General features: G+C 46.1%; 18 protein-coding genes. 3 read left to right on the forward strand and 15 right to left on the reverse strand.

Annotated features, from left to right (window positions below; genetic code table 11):
- Positions 1–271 precede the first annotated feature (271 nt).
- Positions 272–973 carry a response regulator transcription factor CtrA gene (gene ctrA / locus KFF44_RS12200; RefSeq protein ID WP_255934573.1) on the forward strand — a complete coding sequence of 234 codons (702 nt, stop codon included), beginning with the start codon at positions 272–274 and terminating at the stop codon, positions 971–973.
- Positions 974–1,034: 61 nt separating this feature from the next.
- Here ctrA and KFF44_RS12205 read toward each other — a convergent pair whose 3' ends face one another.
- The 6 genes from KFF44_RS12205 to KFF44_RS12230 form a co-directional block, all read right to left on the reverse strand.
- Positions 1,035–1,877 (reverse strand): protein-glutamate O-methyltransferase CheR, encoded by an 843-nt coding sequence (locus KFF44_RS12205; protein ID WP_255934574.1) that lies wholly within the window; start codon positions 1,875–1,877, stop codon positions 1,035–1,037.
- Positions 1,878–1,879: 2 nt separating this feature from the next.
- A complete protein-coding gene (locus tag KFF44_RS12210; protein WP_370691165.1) occupies positions 1,880–3,076 on the reverse strand; it encodes a chemotaxis response regulator protein-glutamate methylesterase in 1,197 nt (398 codons plus the stop codon).
- Positions 3,077–3,151: 75 nt separating this feature from the next.
- Positions 3,152–3,517 carry a PleD family two-component system response regulator gene (locus KFF44_RS12215; RefSeq protein WP_255934577.1) on the reverse strand — a complete coding sequence of 122 codons (366 nt, stop codon included), beginning with the start codon at positions 3,515–3,517 and terminating at the stop codon, positions 3,152–3,154.
- A 50-nt stretch (positions 3,518–3,567) separates the two neighbouring features.
- Positions 3,568–4,053 (reverse strand): chemotaxis protein CheW, encoded by a 486-nt coding sequence (locus KFF44_RS12220; protein ID WP_255934579.1) that lies wholly within the window; start codon positions 4,051–4,053, stop codon positions 3,568–3,570.
- Positions 4,050–7,118, reverse strand: a complete 3,069-nt coding sequence (locus tag KFF44_RS12225; protein WP_255934582.1) for a chemotaxis protein CheW — start codon at positions 7,116–7,118, stop codon at positions 4,050–4,052. Before KFF44_RS12225 ends, KFF44_RS12220 begins: the two co-directional genes overlap by 4 nt.
- 139 nt (positions 7,119–7,257) lie before the next feature.
- On the reverse strand, positions 7,258–7,896 hold the full coding sequence (locus KFF44_RS12230) for a histidine phosphotransferase family protein (RefSeq protein ID WP_255934583.1): 639 nt from the start codon (positions 7,894–7,896) through the stop codon (positions 7,258–7,260).
- A 234-nt stretch (positions 7,897–8,130) separates the two neighbouring features.
- On the opposite strand from KFF44_RS12230, the gene cysQ reads away from it, so the two are divergent.
- Both cysQ and KFF44_RS12240 read left to right on the forward strand, forming a co-directional pair.
- Positions 8,131–8,940 (forward strand): 3'(2'),5'-bisphosphate nucleotidase CysQ, encoded by an 810-nt coding sequence (gene cysQ, locus KFF44_RS12235; RefSeq protein WP_255934584.1) that lies wholly within the window; start codon positions 8,131–8,133, stop codon positions 8,938–8,940.
- A 96-nt stretch (positions 8,941–9,036) separates the two neighbouring features.
- Positions 9,037–9,603 (forward strand): NnrU family protein, encoded by a 567-nt coding sequence (locus KFF44_RS12240; protein WP_255934585.1) that lies wholly within the window; start codon positions 9,037–9,039, stop codon positions 9,601–9,603.
- Positions 9,604–9,672: 69 nt separating this feature from the next.
- On the opposite strand, the gene tolB is transcribed toward KFF44_RS12240, so the two are convergent.
- The 9 genes from tolB to KFF44_RS12285 all read right to left on the reverse strand — a co-directional run bounded on the left by tolB (position 9,673) and on the right by KFF44_RS12285 (position 16,588).
- The gene (gene tolB / locus KFF44_RS12245) at positions 9,673–11,040 is read right to left on the reverse strand and encodes a Tol-Pal system beta propeller repeat protein TolB (RefSeq protein ID WP_255934587.1); all 1,368 of its coding nucleotides are present in this window, start codon (positions 11,038–11,040) and stop codon (positions 9,673–9,675) included.
- 24 nt (positions 11,041–11,064) lie between these two features.
- Positions 11,065–11,907, reverse strand: a complete 843-nt coding sequence (locus tag KFF44_RS12250; RefSeq protein WP_255934589.1) for a hypothetical protein — start codon at positions 11,905–11,907, stop codon at positions 11,065–11,067.
- A gap of 25 nt (positions 11,908–11,932) precedes the next feature.
- Positions 11,933–12,370, reverse strand: a complete 438-nt coding sequence (locus KFF44_RS12255) for an ExbD/TolR family protein (protein ID WP_255934590.1) — start codon at positions 12,368–12,370, stop codon at positions 11,933–11,935.
- A gap of 2 nt (positions 12,371–12,372) precedes the next feature.
- Positions 12,373–13,032 carry a protein TolQ gene (gene tolQ / locus KFF44_RS12260; RefSeq protein WP_370691166.1) on the reverse strand — a complete coding sequence of 220 codons (660 nt, stop codon included), beginning with the start codon at positions 13,030–13,032 and terminating at the stop codon, positions 12,373–12,375.
- A 91-nt stretch (positions 13,033–13,123) separates the two neighbouring features.
- On the reverse strand, positions 13,124–13,594 hold the full coding sequence (locus KFF44_RS12265) for a thioesterase family protein (RefSeq protein ID WP_255934593.1): 471 nt from the start codon (positions 13,592–13,594) through the stop codon (positions 13,124–13,126).
- Complete coding sequence (gene ruvB, locus KFF44_RS12270) at positions 13,591–14,640, reverse strand: Holliday junction branch migration DNA helicase RuvB (protein WP_255934594.1); 1,050 nt, start codon at positions 14,638–14,640, stop codon at positions 13,591–13,593. The genes KFF44_RS12265 and ruvB overlap by 4 nt, the downstream gene beginning before the upstream one ends.
- Positions 14,637–15,269: a Holliday junction branch migration protein RuvA gene (gene ruvA, locus KFF44_RS12275; protein WP_255934596.1), complete on the reverse strand. Its 633-nt coding sequence runs from the start codon at positions 15,267–15,269 to the stop codon at positions 14,637–14,639. The genes ruvB and ruvA overlap by 4 nt, the downstream gene beginning before the upstream one ends.
- On the reverse strand, positions 15,266–15,769 hold the full coding sequence (gene ruvC / locus KFF44_RS12280) for a crossover junction endodeoxyribonuclease RuvC (RefSeq protein WP_255934598.1): 504 nt from the start codon (positions 15,767–15,769) through the stop codon (positions 15,266–15,268). The genes ruvA and ruvC overlap by 4 nt, the downstream gene beginning before the upstream one ends.
- A 69-nt stretch (positions 15,770–15,838) precedes the next feature.
- On the reverse strand, positions 15,839–16,588 hold the full coding sequence (locus KFF44_RS12285; RefSeq protein WP_255934600.1) for a YebC/PmpR family DNA-binding transcriptional regulator: 750 nt from the start codon (positions 16,586–16,588) through the stop codon (positions 15,839–15,841).
- Between the last annotated feature and the right edge of the window lie 62 nt (positions 16,589–16,650).

Below are 16,650 nucleotides of genomic sequence, written 5' to 3' on the forward strand. Positions count from 1 at the left end.
CATAAAATGATCTTAGCATAGCCATTTCGTTAAGCCAAAAACTCATATGCATCCTTCGTCACGATCAATTTTTTACCGAATCTCTATAGAATCTTATCCGACTCATTAGAAAACTTGGATTTTTTTAAATTTTTTTCTTGTAAAATTTTATTAACCTTGGTTAATATTAACCAAAATTAACCTTATTTGTTAAATTATCCATTAAAAAACAAGGTTAATTTTAACTTTTGTTGGAAGTACAAATGGCCAATATTTTATACGGGGAATACAAATGCGCGTTCTGCTGATCGAAGATGATCCGACCATCACCCGCAGCATCGAACTGATGCTTAGTTCTGAGGGATTTAATATTTATTGTACTGATTTGGGCGAGGAAGGCTTGGACCTTGGTAAGCTTTATGATTACGATATAATTCTACTTGATCTTAACTTGCCTGACATGCACGGCTATGAAGTTCTAAAGAAATTCAGAACCGCTAAGGTCAATACGCCTGTGCTTATTCTTTCTGGCTTGTCAGATATGGAAGACAAGGTAAAAGGCCTTGGTTTTGGTGCTGATGATTATCTTACAAAACCATTCCATAAGGAAGAATTAGTAGCACGTATTCATGCTATTATCCGCCGATCTAAAGGACATTCGCAGTCAATCATTACAACTGGACAGTTGTCAGTTAATCTTGACACAAAAACTGTTGATGTTGCAGGCGCTCGTGTTCATCTTACTGGTAAAGAATACGCAATGCTTGAATTACTATCCTTGCGTAAGGGAAGCACACTGACAAAAGAGATGTTCTTAAACCATCTTTACGGCGGCATTGACGAACCTGAACTCAAAATTATTGACGTCTTTATTTGTAAGCTTCGCAAGAAACTCGCGAATGCAACAAACGGTGCTAATTACATTGAAACCGTCTGGGGTCGTGGGTACGTTTTACGAAATCCAGATGAAGAAGAAGCGAAAGTAGCAAGCTAAGCTTTCAAAACAATCAATAAAGAAAAACACCGGCATTCGCCGGTGTTTTTGTATCCAAGTTTTACTGAAGTCCCATGACCTCTTCGGCGTTACCGTCAGACGGCACATACATACCCCTCTGGCCTCGGACTGGCTTGAACTGGTCAGTAATTCCAAGAACTGTTTCAGCAGCACCAAGGAACAAAGCACCGTCGTTACCCAGTGTTTTACGCATCCGCTCCAAAACATCCTTTTTGGTTGGCTGCTCAAAGTAAATAAGAACATTGCGGCAGAAAATAACGTCAAAATTCCCCAAACCCACAAAGTTACTTAATAAATTAAACGGCTTAAAGGTAACCATATTGCGGATATCGGCATTTAATTGCCAAGCGTCACCTTCCTGCGTGAAGTTTTTAATCAACATCTGAATAGGAAGACCACGCTGCACTTCAAACTGGCTATAGCGCCCTGCTTTGGCTTTATCCAGGACTTCTGTCGACAGATCAGTGCCAACAATTTCAATCCGCCAATCCTGCCATTTGTGCCATTGCTCTTTGAAAAGCATAGCAAGTGAATATGGCTCTTGTCCACTCGAAGCCGCAGCGCACCAGATGCGTAAACGCTTTTGAGTTCCTCGCTCCTTATGCATTGCTGGCATTACGTAATTTTTAAACAGATCAAACGGTGTATTATCTCTGAAGAAAAAGGACTCGTTCGTTGTCATTGCTTCCGTGATATCGCGCAATAACGCTTCATCACGGCTTAAACGGACCTTCTGAACCAATGCATCCAAGCCGTCCAGGCCTTGTTTTCTTGCAAGCGGGGTCAATCGGCTTTCAAGCAAATACACCTTATCTGGTGTAAGCATCAATCCTGAGCGTTCTTTCAAAACGCCAGAAATATAATTAAAGTCTTCAGCACGCATTATTAAAGGCCTCCCTGCAACCGTTTCATAGTTGCCGCACCTATTTCATCCAAAGGTAGCACTTCTGTGCATAAACCTGCTGTTGCAACTGCGCCCGGCATGCCCCAAACAACGCTTGAAGCTTCGTCCTGTGCCAATACAGTTCCGCCTGCTTTTGTGAGCTCTCTTGCTCCTTTAAGACCATCATGCCCCATACCTGTTAAAATAACTGCGAGCATGGTGTCGCCGTATATCTCGACCAAGCTTCGGAACATGGGATCCACTGCAGGTTTACAAAAATTTTCTGGTGGTTCATCAGTTAGTCGAATGACGTGTTTACCATCCTGTTTCTGAACTTCCATATGCTTCCCGCCTGGAGCGATATAAATTTCTCCCGCGCGAACGCTGTCACCGTCTTTACCTTCTTGAGCAACCCAGCCAGTAGATTGTGCCAGATGATTTGCAAGAATAGAGGTGAAGGTTGCTGGCATATGCTGTGTAATTAAAATAGGGACATCCGGTTTTTTACTAAATGCACCGAAAAATTTCAGCAATGCTTGCGGCCCACCAGTTGACGACCCGATAGCGAGAACCTTAGGGCGGCGTCTAGAGCCAGGACGTAGCGAGATCGCTTTGTCATTCGAAGCAGCCTTAACGTTAGATACTGCACCCGCAGCCGCACTGCCGGGCCGTGTGACACTAACAGCAGCAGGTCTTTTCGCGCTAACGAAACCTGCTGTCGCCTTGCGCTCTGGCCTTACAAAACCAGCACCACTTGAAGAACCGGGTGACGTACTCGCACCGGGCAAAGTCTCGCCTCTTTTCTTGCGGCTACGCGCGGCCCAGGCCTTGACCTTTTCAACAAGCTCACGGCGAAAATCAATACTTGCATTCACCGAACGAGCGGTTTCCGGTTTAGGAACATAATCAACAGCACCCATTTGCATCGCGCGCAAACTGATCTCGGCATTTTTGAGTGTAAGCGTTGAGGCCATAACAACCTGAATGCCTGGTTTTTGTTTAATGATCAGCGGTAACGCGGTCATACCGTCCATTACAGGCATTTCAATATCAAGAACCACAGCTTCAATATCGTGCTGTTCCAGTTGACGTAGCGCAACCTGACCATTGTTGGCTGTTGTCACTACATCAATATCGGGATCTTCTGAGAGATAACGACATAAAAACCCACGAATAATGGCACTATCATCAACGACCATTACCCTGTAGGGTTTTGCGGAGACGGACCCCGCTGCAGAATTTACCGCAAAAGAATTCACTAAAATAACTCTACTTTACAAAAGACCAACCTGAGAGAATTTTGCTTCAATAATCTCACGGTCAAAAGGCTTCATAATATATTCGTTTGCACCAGCTTCAATTGCTTGGCGAATATGAGACATGTCATTTTCTGTCGTGCAGAAAACAACAATCGGCTGTTCAATACCATCTAATGACCGAAGTTCAATCAAAAACTCAAGCCCGTTCATGATTGGCATATTCCAATCAAGAAGCACTACATCCGGCAGGTTTCTGTCACAGGCATCCAGCGCATCTTTTCCATCGACAGCTTCGTCGACTTCAAAATTAAGCTCTTCGAGAATACGCCTAGCAACCTTTCTGATTACCTTGGAATCATCTACAACCAAGCAAGATTTCATAATAACTCTCCCAATCCGCATTGTGCGGCGAGTAATATCAAAAAATAAATTTATGCTGCTTTTGTATTGGTTTCAAAAGCGAGTAATTTTTCTACATCTAAAATAGCAAGAAGCTCGTTCTCCAAACGATAAATTCCCTTACTAACTTCTCTCCAACGTGGGTCCAAAGTCACAGGATTACGTTCAAACAACTGATCTTCTAATGACAAAACTTCACCAACCTCGTCAATTTGAAGACTGTATGGCTCTTCACCGTGTTCTACAACAACTGACATACTTTTTTTGTCGCCTTCGAGTGGTTCAAGCCCTAGCCTGCGGCGTAGATCAATTGCAGTAACAATTCTTCCCCTCAGGTTTAAAACACCAGAAACCCAATCAGGAGCCAAAGGGATTTTGGTAATTTGCTGTGCATTTAAAACATCATGAACAGCAAGTACCGGGATACCAAGAGTTTGACCCGCAAGTTTTACCGTAACAAAATCCTGTGTACCTGTAGCCACCAGGCTTAGGTCTTCGCGAACAACTAAATCGTTCATGCTGCATCTCCACGAATTTTAAGTTGTTGCGATAGGCTCCGCAACAGAGTTTCTTTATCAAACTTAGCGACATAATCGCTGAAACCAACTTGAAGGCCGCGGTTGACATCACGCTCACTAGCAAGCGCTGACAAGGCAATCATTGGCGTGTTCTGCCAACGGCTTCCAGCCTTAATGGTTTCCGCAAATTCAAATCCACTCATTTCCGGCATTTCAATATCAGAGACGATCAAATCAAACATCATCCCGTTTTCCATCAGGTCAAGAGCCTCTGCAGCACCCGAAACCACTTTAACACTGTATCCTTCTACGGTTAGAACCGGTTTCAGCATATTGCGGAAAAAGTCACTATCATCCACCAAAAGGATGCTAGCGCCTGACGCGTGGGCAGTATCATCTTCTAAGGTTCTGCTTTTCAGCCACTCTGCGAATGCGAGTGAAAGATAATGAGCAACATCAATAACTTCTGATGCTTTGCCGTCAATAACAGCAGAACCAACGATACCTGGTTGGTTAGACGCAAGTTTGATATCCAGTTTCTCTTCAACAATATCAAGAATTTCATCGACCGCGAGGCCCATTGTGTATTCACGGTCTGTAAATACCAGAACTTGCTGACGACCTTCTTCTTTCAGTTTCATTGCAGGGTCTGCAAACACAAGCGGCATCAAGGCACCACGATACTGGACCATATGACGACCATCAGAAAGCTCTACATCTGCGATATCGATTTCTTCAAGACGAGCTACCAAAGATAATGGTACAGCTTTCGGGCTATCACCGCCTGCGCTAAACACAAGCATGCTTTCGCTTTCTTCTCGCTCAACCTTACGCACTTCAAGCTCTTCTTCTTCTTCCTTATGATCACCACCAGCAGCATTGGCTTTGTTTGCAATACCATTTGGATCAAGGATCATAATCACGCTACCATCACCGAGGATCGTATTCCCTGAATAGATATCGAGTTCTTTAAGGATTGGCGCAACAGGCTTGACCACAATCTCTTCAGTGTCGAAGACCTGATCAACCACAATACCGAAACTGAATGCACCAACCTGAGCAACAACAATAAAGTCATCTGGGTTTTCGCGGGCATCCGTATCTTCACGGGTGTCAAAGCCGAGAACTTCGTTCAAATAAACCAGAGGTAACAATCGATTTCTAAGCCTCAGAACCGGTGTATCCTTGATTTTTTCAATTTTGTTATCTGATGTTGCGTTCGCACGTACAAGTTCTAGAACACTGATCTGTGGAATAGCGTAGCGTTCGCCCTTCGCCTTCACAATCAATCCTGCGACAATGGCAAGTGTCAGTGGGATCTTGATCTGGAATGTTGTGCCCTTGCCTTCAATAGATACCATGTCAATGGTACCACCGATTTTCTCGATATTGGAACGAACAACGTCCATACCAACACCGCGACCGGAAACCGATGTAACCTGTTCGGCCGTTGAAAAACCAGGGTGGAAAATGAATTTCTGAATCTGGTTATCAGACATTTCAGCGACTTCGGCTTCAGTCGCCAATCCTTTTTCAAGAATCTTGCCTTTTAATTTCTGAACCGGAATTCCAGCGCCATCATCCTTGATTTCCATAATAATATGGCCGCCCTCATGGAAGGCGTTCAAGATGATCGTACCTTGCTCTGGTTTACCAGCTGCAATTCGGGCAGCGGGCATTTCAATACCATGATCGGCAGAGTTACGAACCATATGAGTGAGCGGGTCTTTGATAAGCTCGAGAACCTGACGGTCAAGTTCAGTATCCGCGCCGCGCATGTCCAGCTCGATCTTCTTATCAAGTTCAACCGTCAAATCACGAATGATACGCGGTAGTTTCGCCCATGCATTCCCAATCGGCTGCATGCGCGTCTTCATGACATTCTCTTGAAGCTCAGTCGTACACTGGCTGAGGCGCTGAAGAGGAACTGCAAGTTCAGTATTATCCATGTTACGAACAATCTGAAGCAGCTGGTTACGAGTTAGTACCAACTCGGAAACCATATTCATCAAGTCTTCTAGAAGGTCAACATTCACACGAATTGATTGAGTGGAACGTTTGGCTTCCGGTGCACCGGTTGTTGCCTGAGCCCCACCACCAGTATTTGCTTTCTTGGCGGCAGGTGCCAATGCTTTTGATGAAGAAAGAACAGATTCGCGGATCAACTCGAAAGACATTACAGCTTCGTCAACCGTATCGCCGTCAACCTGACACTCTTTGAAAGAGTCTTTAATTACATCAAGTAATTCATTGAAGTTTTTGTCTGAGAACCCTGTAACAGTCACTAACTGACGTGCTACGCTTTCTGCGGTATCAACATCATCTTTAAACAGAGACAGCATCAAGCCAACAAATTTTGCTTTGCGTTGCTCCTGATTTACATCCTTAAAGAATGAACTCAGGCTAGCTGTATTCTCAAGACGATTAGAAACCATATGAGCAGCAACAGCGATTGTGTCTTCACCGCCAATTCGGTCAAATAGTGACTGGTCTGAATTCGATGTTGGGGCAGATGCAGCAGGAGCTTCAGCTTCATCCTCAGGACCAGGTGCGTTTGCAAAAGCAGCTTCAAGTTCTTCCAAGCTAACTTCACCAGGCTTGAGCGAACGACCAAGTCCTGGGTCGATAATTTCGCCGTCAACTGTATCTTCTTCGACCGCAGGTTCCGGAACGGCTTCGGGTGCATCACTACCTTCAGCGATTGCATCAAGACGACCGATCAATTCACTATCATCGCCTTCCGGCTCTTCCTCTGTAGCTTCAAGACCAGCCAAGATTTCTTTAATTCGGTCAAGGCTTTCGAGAATAACCGTTACAGCGTGTTCGGAAACCTGAAGCTCGCCGTCCCTAAACTTACCCAGAACATTCTCTGACGAATGCGCTACAGATTCAAGTCGAGGCAAGCCCAGGAAACCACAAGTTCCCTTGATCGTATGCACCAATCGGAAAATATTATCGAGAACCTCTTTGTTGTTGGGGTCCTGCTCCAGTTTCACCAACTCGACATCGACGACATCAATACTTTCGTTGGTTTCAGTCAAAAATTCGTTCAGTAAGTCATCCATAATCACAATCTCGTGGGAAAGATTTACCCGTACACCCTTTATAATTTGCGTCCCTGCCCAAAACTTCGAGGACAATTCAATCCTGACTTTGGGCAAAAAGAGTTAAAAACGTGTAAAACTTTTCAGAAATCGTGACGATTTATGCATTTATTTTTAATTTAGCCGAAATTGTTAGCTCACCATCAATGCTATCATCGACAGAAACGTTACCATTGCGGCCAAAAACAATATTGGATGCCAAGAATGCCGGAGCAGTTCGTGGCTCCAGATCATCTTCGTTTAAATCCCCTGCCAAAGCCGTTTTAATCGAATCTTGCAGAATGATTTTATCGCCAACCATCTTCATACTCATAATGGCCTCATCATCTTCAACTTCAAACGTCACCGTCATGTCACCGCCACGGATCAGGGTCTCAGCACCCACAAGGCTTAAATTCAACAACACCTTAACGGCAGCCTTCGGTGCCTGATACACATCTGTTTGCCAAGTGAGGTTTACCCTCGCGCCCTCAACAAAGCTTAAGAGCGCTTTTTCAGCTTCTTTCAGATCAAGCTGGGCTGAAAAACCACCGCCAGCACCGAAAGCGAGGCGGAAGAACTGTAATTTATTTGACGTTTGAACCGCTGACTTTTTTAAAAGATCAACAACTTGCTCCCGCATGTCGGCATCATGTTCATCTTCCAATATCTCAATGCCGTTTGTAATAGCGCCGACAGGGCTAACCAGATCATGGCATAACCGTGAACACAAAAGCGCAGCAAAGTCGATTTTAGACATTTCAAGTTTCTCCTAATGTCGAAAGCATCCCTGTACCGCCAAAATAGCGGTAATTTTTCAGCAGGTAGCAAGCATTTTATCTTGCTATTTTAGTATATATTGCGGAAACCATATCTAAGCTTTAAACGATAGCCAAGAAAGAAGTCAGTTAAAGAGGATAGAATTTCCTAATTTGCATTTTACTTCTTCATCAAACCTATAATAATACATGCCATCATAATTCGGAACATATCCATGACTATAGACCTTGCAACCTTTGTAGAGCCATTAACTTCCACTATTCTGGACGCTGGTAAGAAAGTTATGGACGTTTATGGTACTGACTTTGACGTTTACGGCAAGGATGATAATTCCCCTGTCACAGAAGCAGACAGGCAAGGTGAAATCGTTATTACCAAAGCGCTTGAGCAACTTGCACCGGATATTCCCATCGTAGGCGAGGAAGCAAAATCAGAGGGAATGTGCCCTGATATTTCCCAAGGTACGTTTTGGCTCGTAGACCCGCTGGATGGAACCAAGGAATTTATCAAAAAAGGCAATGATTTCACAGTTAACATTGGTTTGATCATTGATAATCAGCCAGTTCTCGGCTTCGTGTTAGCACCAGCCCTAAATAAATTATACTGGGGTATCGTGGGCACAGGCGCTTGGATGGCTGATGCAGAAAACGGCGCAATTAATAATATACAACCAATCCAAACCCGAAAAGTGAGCACTGAAAGCCTGGTGATTGTTGCCAGCAAATCCCATCGCTCCTTAGAATTGGAAACATGGTTGTCCAATTACCCTATGGCTGAACATACGTCGATTGGATCATCTCTAAAATTTTGTCTCATTGCGACAGGCGAAGCAGACTTGTACCCGCGCCTTGGCCCTACCTGTGAATGGGATACTGCTGCCGCACATGCGGTTCTACTGGCAGCTGGAGGCAGTGTTGATGCACCTGACGGCAAACCACTTCAATATGGTAAAGACCCAAACACATTTTTGAACCCTTACTTTATCTGCAAGGGCGATCCAGCGACGAATACACCTTCGCTGTAGCGCTTAATTAATTTTGCATAGCGCGGTTGCATAATTTTACCTCGAAATTCCCATGTGGGAGGAGTAACCTAACTGAAAGAAGAAGAGGGATTGCCGATGCTACTATTAATTCTAGGGCTATTTTTATTCATAAGCTTGCACCTTATACCAACAGCGGGTGCTACTTTTAGAAGCAAGGTAATAGAGCGCCATGGTAAAAAGAAGTATGCTGCGGCCTTTGCCCTAACTGCTCTGATAAGCTTGACAATTATCGTTGTGGGTTGGAGATCAAGCGACCCCGGCTTTCTATATACACCAGCCGATTGGGGATATCACATCACCCCATTGCTAACACTTTTTGCTTTTATTCTGTTTATATCCAGTAACGCCCCAACCAATATAAAGCGTTTTATCCGCCATCCACAGATGACTGGTATTTTCTTCTGGGGGCTTGGTCACTTATTTGCGAACGGTGAAACCCGTTCGGTTCTGCTATTTGGTGGTTTCTGTTTGTGGGCTATCCTGTCAATGATCAGCGCCAATAAACGGGATGGTACTTGGGTGAAAGCCGATAAACAACCAATAGCTAAAGATATTGTAACACTGACAATCGCCGTTGGACTTTATGCAGGTTTCATAGCGATCCATGAATGGCTAATTGGTGTTAATCCCTTTCCTGCTTGAGGGATACTGATGGATAAGTCACAGCACGGTAAATAAAAAGCCACCTAACATCAGGTGGCTTTTATTATATTATCTACGTCCGCGAGTTGTAACTGGCAGAGGCGGTGACCAAGCTGGGTCTGACGCATTAAACGGCGTCGCAACAGGCCTTTCATTGCGCCCTGTTAGATCCACTGACCACAAATTCGCTTTACCGCCAGTTCCGTTTCTATTGTACGGTGTTGTTCTGAAAAACATCAAGACGCGGCCATTCGGTGACCAAGTTGGCCCCTCATCCTGATAAGCGTCGGTCAACAAACGTTCACCGCGGCCATCCGGACGCATGACCCCGATACGGAATTTCCGGTCACCAATTTTCGTGAAAGCAATCAAATCGCCCCGCGGTGACCACACCGGCGTTGCATAACGCCCGTTTCCAAAGGATATACGGCGCACATTACTGCCATCCGCATCCATTGTATAAAGCTGTTGGCTACCACCACGATCAGAATTGAATACAATCTGACGCCCATCCGGTGAGTAAGACGCAGATGTATCAATACCTGGGTGGTCAGTAAGGCGTGTTATTTTACGTGTTCTCAGGTCCATAACATAGATATCAGAATTCCCATTTTCCGCTAATGTCATGATCACCTTGTTACCATCCGGTGAAAACCGTGGTGCAAATGTCATATTCGGGAAATCGCCAAGAACCTCTGATTTGTTCGATAAGATATTAAATAGATAGACACGGGGTTTATCATTAAAATAACTAAGGTACGTGATTTCCTGACGGTTCGGTGAGAACCTCGGTGTAAGAACCAGATAATCCCCGCTCGTCAGGAACTGTTGGTTAGCACCGTCCTGGTCCATGATCGCAAGTCGCTTCACACGGTCAAGCGCTTCACCTGACTCTGCAATGTAAACGATACGCGTATCAAAATACCCTTCTTCACCAGTGAGGCGCGTGTATATCCGATCAGATATAACATGGGCAATTCTACGCCAATTGCTAATAGGTGTGGTGTAACCAACACCTTCCATCTGCACTTCCGCAACCACATCCCAAAGTCTGAATTCAACCCGCAAATTGCCATTCTGCAACATTTCAAGACGGCCAGTTACAAGCCCCTGTGCACCCAGAGGGCGCCAAGCAGGAAACCGCGGCGGTGCATTGGCAGCTGTAATTTTTTCGATAAATGCGGCTTCATCAATTGTACGGAACAAGCCAGTAGAGATTAGGTTGCTCGATATCACCTGACTAATATTATAGCCGATATCAGACAATCGTCCGGTCGATGTTTCAACATCAACAACCGGTGCAAATTCAGGCACTGCGATAGGAACGGGGTCTACAGTACCCCGGTTAATATCTACCTTAAGCTGGGCTTGTACTGAAAGCGCACAAACCATCAGTAAAGCGGTAAATCCAAAAGTATAAGAAACAAGTTTATTCATAAATTTATCGCCTATAGTCATTTATTATCCGCCGGAAAATTCTTTCCCGGAAAATGTAAATTCAATACTGTCTTCACCAAGTTCATAAAGCTTCGTTGCCTCAGCTTCATAAGGGCCGCATCTAAGCACTGCACGCTTGGCACTTTCAGCGAATGTTCTGAGCGTAATATTTCGATCAAAACTGCCAACATCCACATACTGTGGTGACCTTGACAAGCTGCCATCACGCCTGAGCGAAATCAGGATGGTAACGCTTAAATCCTCAACACCCTTTGCTCCCACCGGGAAATTCCAGCAACCAGCGAGTTTCTGGCTAAGCGCATCACGCAGTGAAGCCGCTCCGATTTTACCCCGCCGGATACCAGCAAGAAAATCTGGTTTCTTTTCCGCAACCTTCTTTTCAACTGGTTTTGGCTCAGGTGTCGGTGCCGTTTCGTTCTTAATCGCTTTATCAATCACTGAACTCAAATTCTTGAAGCGACTTGGGGCTTTTGGTTTACGCCGCGGGCGCACTTTATTTGCCAAACGTTGCTGCACTGATATTTCAGGTTTTTTCTTTGGTGCAGGTTCACGTTTCTTTGGCGGCGCCGGCTTTGGTGTCGGCAGAGGCACTGCCTCCGCGGCCTCTTCGGGGACAAACTCCTCACGTGCTGCACGCGTTGGTTCGGGTTCTGGTTGAATAGGCTCTGCTTCTGGTGCCGCGACCGTGGTTTGATCTGCGATATTGATAAACTCAATATCAATCACTGGGGGCGGTGTTGGGTCATCTTTGTGGAACGAAAAAGACGGTAGGCCAAGAACAACCGCGACCACAACACCAACATGAAGTGCCCCGGAAAATATCCAGCCTATTTTTTCGCCGTTCACTATACTCAAACCCTTTTCAAACGATCTACCGCTGTTCTGCGATCAATGCAACCTTTGTAAAACCAGAGGCATTAATCGCGCCGATAACTTCCATCACACGGCCATAATCAAGTTTTGTATCACCGCGAACATAAATTCGTACATCCTTGTTATTGTCCGAAATCGCTGTAAGCCTTGGTCCTAATTCGTTTAAATTAATCGGACTATCAACAATAAATATGGCACCTTCATGATCAACGGTTACTTCAAGCGGCTTACTATCCTGCGGTAATGGCTTCGCCTGGGCTTTCGGTAATTCCACCTGCACACCTGCGGTCAAGAGCGGAGCCGCAACCATGAAAACGATAAGAAGCACCAGCATCACATCTACGAACGGTGTTACATTAATTTCCGCCAGCGGTTGATAACGCCCACCGCGACCACCGCCGCGTTTACCACCCATATTTGAAACTGAAGCACCCATTATTAATGCCCCTGCTCATCAAGCTGTCGGGAGAGAATGGCAGCAAACTCATCTGCAAACCCTTCCACCCGGCTTGCATAGCGCCCCATATCGGTCGCGAGCTTATTGTATGCGATAACGGCAGGGATCGCAGCCACCAAACCCAGTGCAGTCGCGAGCAATGCCTCGGCGATACCTGGTGCAACTGTTGCTAATGAAGTATCTGATGCAACTGCAATTGATGTGAAACTGTTCATAATCCCCCAAACAGTTCCAAATAATCCGACAAAGGGTGCTGCCGAACCAATCGTTGCAAGGTACCCAACCTGCCCTTCCAGGCGGTCCATTTCACGACCCGTCGTAACATGCATCACTTTATGGATACGGTCCTGAACTGTCACCTTATCAACACCAGTGCCTGAACGATTACCCAAACTTCGGTGCCATTCCCGCATCGCCGCAACGAAAACTGCTGCAAGCGGATGATCAGGTGCCTGCTTGATGCGATTATATAGTTCGTCCAATGAATTGCCGGACCAGAATACGTCTTCAAAATAATCGGCCTTAGCACGAGCGGATTTCAGCCGTCCCCAAGTGTTGAATATAATCGACCATCCCCAAATACTCGCTGTAATCAGCATAATCATGACAAATTGAACAACGAAGTCTGCCTGCATAAACATGCCAACAATCGAAAAGTCAACCTGTGCATTTCCGCCTAATTGTACCGCTTCAACAGTATCAGTTTGCATTACCTATCCTCATTCAATCACACTAAACAGCGTTCGCTGCATCATTCATCCATTCTTGCCAGCAAGCACGGGCATCACTTGGCCAGCGCTGTGGGCGCCCTGTTTTATCAACAATCGCAACCACTAATTCAGCACTTGCGACCCGTTCACCATCACGCTCGATCCATTGATCGATTTCGATTGCAGCAGCACGAACTTTTTTAACCGTTGAATACCCTATCAAAACATCACCCACCTTGGCTTGCGTATGATAGGATACCGCGATCTTACTAACTACATATGTTAATGGGCCACCTTCGCTTTCCGGTATATCAAAAAGCGCGTCCACATCCGCCGCGGTTCCCCTGATGCTCTCAGAGCGAACACGCTCAAAAAAGCTTACATAACGGCCATGATAAACCATCCCGCCCACATCGGTGTCTTCATAGTAAACACGAATTGGAAAGGCGAAGATACCGTCCTTGCGTTCGCCGTGCGCTGGTAGAGGCGTCATCCCTTACCTCCCATAAGATCAAGTTGTGCACTTGCGTCCGATCCAGCGGGTGGGTTTAGCCCAATATGCTTCCACGCATCAGAGGTCAAAACACGACCACGAGGTGTCCTGGCAACCATACCAATCTGCATTAAATACGGTTCGATAATATCTTCAATCGCATCGCGAGGCTCGGAAAGTGCAGCAGCTAGCGTCTCAATACCCACAGGTCCACCTGAATATGTTTCACCAATACAAGACAGATAACGCCTGTCCATTGTGTCAAGACCAAGGCAATCAACCTGTAATTTTGTCAAAGCGGCATCTGCTGCAACCGCATCCACCTTTTCACGGCCAGCAACCAAAGCAAAATCACGAACACGGCGCAGTAATCGCCCTGCAATTCGCGGCGTACCCCGTGAACGCGCAGCGACTTCACGGGCACCATCATCAGTCATACCGAGCTCGAGCAAGCGGGCACCCCGACGTACAACTTCGGTTAACTCTTCTGTGGTGTAAAATTCAAGGCGTGTCGGAATACCAAATCGGTCACGGAGTGGTTTCGTAATCAAGCCCGAACGCGTTGTTGCGCCGACCAGCGTAAATTTTGGTAAATCGATCTTCACTGAACGTGCAGCAGGGCCTTCGCCAATAATCAGATCAAGCTGATAATCTTCCATCGCAGGATACAGCACTTCCTCCACCGCAGGGTTTAAACGGTGAATTTCATCAATGAACAAAACATCGCGTTCCTGAAGGTTTGTGAGAAGGGCCGCAAGATCACCAGCTTTTGCGATAACAGGACCTGATGTCGCTCTAAAGCTAACACCAAGTTCTCGAGCCACAATCTGTGCCAGCGTGGTTTTACCAAGCCCCGGAGGACCAAAAAACAACACATGATCCATTGCTTCAGCGCGCGCACGTGCCGCTTCGATGAAAACGGACAAGTTTTCGCGGGCTTGCTCCTGACCGATGAATTCACTAAGCGACTGAGGCCTCAATCCAGAGTCGATCACATCACCAGCAAGTTCCGAACGATCTGTAATATTTTCTGGTCCTTCGCTCATACGCTGCTCAATTCTTTCAAGGCCAGCGGCACAATAGACGCGACATTTGCACTATCACCAAGCTCGTTTGCTGCCCTTACTGCCGCACCATGTGCGTCTGTTGGACGATATCCAAGGTTTACAAGCGCTGAGACTGCATCCTCTATTTCACTGTTGGACGTGGAGACCGTGTTTTCACCGCCAGCGCCCGCCGCAGGTATTTGAGCGCCCTTCGGCTGTAAGGCGAGGCCCGTTACTTTGTCTTTAAGCTCATTAACAATTCTAGCGGCCAGTTTTGGGCCAACACCATTCGCGCGACTAACGGATACTTTATCCTGCGCTGCGATCGCATTCTGAAGTTCACCTGGTTCCAGAACAGACAATATTGCAAGCGCGACCTTAGCCCAAACCCCCTGAACCGAGGTAAGAAGTCTGAACATATCGCGCTCAATAACATCACCAAAACCGAACAACGTTATTGCGTCTTCACGCACCACAGTTTCAATATGTAATCCATGGCCCTGACCAACCGCTGGAAGCTGGCCCAATGTTCTGGACGAGGCATTCACAAGATAGCCAACTCCGCCCACATCCATAATCAGCCAATCTTCGCCGTAACTATCAACCAACCCTTTTAGTTTAGCGATCATAGACGAATCCCTTTCAGCCCAACTTTGTCCGCTGTAGACATGTGATGAGCGTGGCAAATGGCAACAGCAAGCGCATCGGCTGCATCTGGTCCATTAATTTTAACACCTGGCAATAAAACCTGCACCATGGCATCAACCTGACCTTTATCTGCGTGCCCCACACCCACAACAGATTTTTTTACGTGATTAGGCGTATATTCAGCGACCATCAAGCCAGCATTTGCCGGAACAAAAAGGGCCATCCCCCTTGCCTGACCGAGCTTCAATGTGGACGTTGGGTTTTTATTGACGAAAGTTTCCTCAACGGCGCAGGAACTTGGTCGCCATTCCGTGATAACCTCGGTTAAACCATCATGCAATTCCACAAGCCGCTCAGCGAGGCTTCGTTTAGGATCAGATTTCACGACGCCATTGGCGACGTGCCGCAAGCGTGTCCCATGACTGTCAACAATACCCCAGCCAGTTTTTTGTAATCCCGGGTCAAGCCCCAATAATCGCATAGATAATCCCTAGAGGTTATCACCAAGCCTTTTTACACTTACCAATTATGGTCGCTCATAATAGTTCCATTACTGGGCAAGTGCTTCCATAACATCTTCAGGAATGTCGTAGTTACCAAAAACCACCTGAACATCATCATTATCTTCAAGAGCATCGATTAATCTGATTAGTTTTTCGGCAGCTTCCTGATCGAGAACCATAGGTTCTTTTGGCTTAAAAATTAGCTTGGCACTCTCTGGGTCCTTGCCGAGTTCAGACGTCAATGCAGACACAACAGAATGCAGATCAGACGCGTCTGTATAGATGGTATGACCATCGTCATCGCTCTCAACCTCATCAGCACCAGCTTCGAGCGCTGCTTCAAACATACTATCTGCGTCCGTTACATCGCCCGCAAAAACGATTTCACCAACACGGTCAAACATGAAACCAACAGAACCACTCTCGCCCAAATTACCGCCAGCTTTGTTGAAGATTGTTCTTACATCAGAAGCGGTGCGGTTCCTGTTGTCTGTTAAGGCTTCCACTATGACGCCGATACCACCTGGTCCGTAGCCCTCATAGCGCATTTCATCATATGTTTCAGCATCACCGCCAGAGGCTTTGGCAATAGCCCGCTGGATATTATCCTTAGGCATCGATTGCGCGCGCGCCGTTGCAACAGCCAAGCGAAGGCGCGGATTACTATCCATATCTTCACCGCCCATTTTAGCGGCAACCGTAATCTCACGGCTAAATTTTGAGAACATTTTAGAGCGCTTCGCATCCTGCGCGCCCTTGCGATACATAATGTTTTTAAACTTGGAATGGCCTGCCATTTTATCCCTCTTATGGTACTGCCAATTAGTACTATTGATCTATTGTAAATTCATTTCCGCAG

It is taken from the genome of Kordiimonas sp. SCSIO 12610 (assembly GCF_024398015.1).
Classification (GTDB): domain Bacteria; phylum Pseudomonadota; class Alphaproteobacteria; order Sphingomonadales; family Kordiimonadaceae; genus CANLMI01.